The 883-nt window shown below is 49.7% G+C and carries 1 rRNA gene; it reads left to right on the top strand.

The features are described from left to right. A 23S ribosomal RNA gene (locus tag HMPREF2813_RS00225) occupies positions 1 to 883 on the top strand; the annotation flags it as partial.

Below are 883 nucleotides of genomic sequence, written 5' to 3'. Positions count from 1 at the left end.
AAGTGCGAATGCTGACATAAGTAACGATAAAACGGGTGAAAAACCCGTTCGCCGGAAGACCAAGGGTTCCTGTCCAACGTTAATCGGGGCAGGGTGAGTCGGCTCCTAAGGCGAGGCTGAAAAGCGTAGTCGATGGGAAACAGGTTAATATTCCTGTACTTGGTAAAGCTGCGATGTGGGGACGGAGTAGGTTAGGTTATCGCACTGTTGGATATGTGCGTTTAAGTTGGTAGGTGGGAAGTTTAGGCAAATCCGGACTTCCTTAACACAGAGAGATGATGACGAGGCTCTACGGAGCTGAAGTAACTGATACCACACTTCCAGGAAAAGCCACTAAGCGAAAGGCTTTACTAAACCGTACTGAAAACCGACACAGGTGGTCAGGTAGAGAATACTCAGGCGCTTGAGAGAACTCGGGTGAAGGAACTAGGCAAAATAGCACCGTAACTTCGGGAGAAGGTGCGCCGGCGTAGATTGTAAGGGCTAGCCCCTGAAGGTTGAACCGGTCGAAGATACCAGCTGGCTGCAACTGTTTATTAAAAACACAGCACTCTGCAAACACGAAAGTGGACGTATAGGGTGTGATGCCTGCCCGGTGCTGGAAGGTTAATTGATGGTGTAATCGAAAGAGAAGCACCTGATCGAAGCCCCAGTAAACGGCGGCCGTAACTATAACGGTCCTAAGGTAGCGAAATTCCTTGTCGGGTAAGTTCCGACCTGCACGAATGGCATAATGATGGCCAGGCTGTCTCCACCCGAGACTCAGTGAAATTGAAATCGCCGTGAAGATGCGGTGTACCCGCGGCTAGACGGAAAGACCCCGTGAACCTTTACTATAGCTTGACACTGAACATTGAATTTTGATGTGTAGGATAGGTGGGAG

The sequence above is a fragment of the Haemophilus sp. HMSC066A11 genome (genome assembly GCF_001811665.1).
GTDB classification, from domain to species: domain Bacteria; phylum Pseudomonadota; class Gammaproteobacteria; order Enterobacterales; family Pasteurellaceae; genus Haemophilus; species Haemophilus influenzae.
Note: the sequence above shows the minus strand (reverse complement) of the source record. Positions and strands in the feature narration are given on the sequence as shown.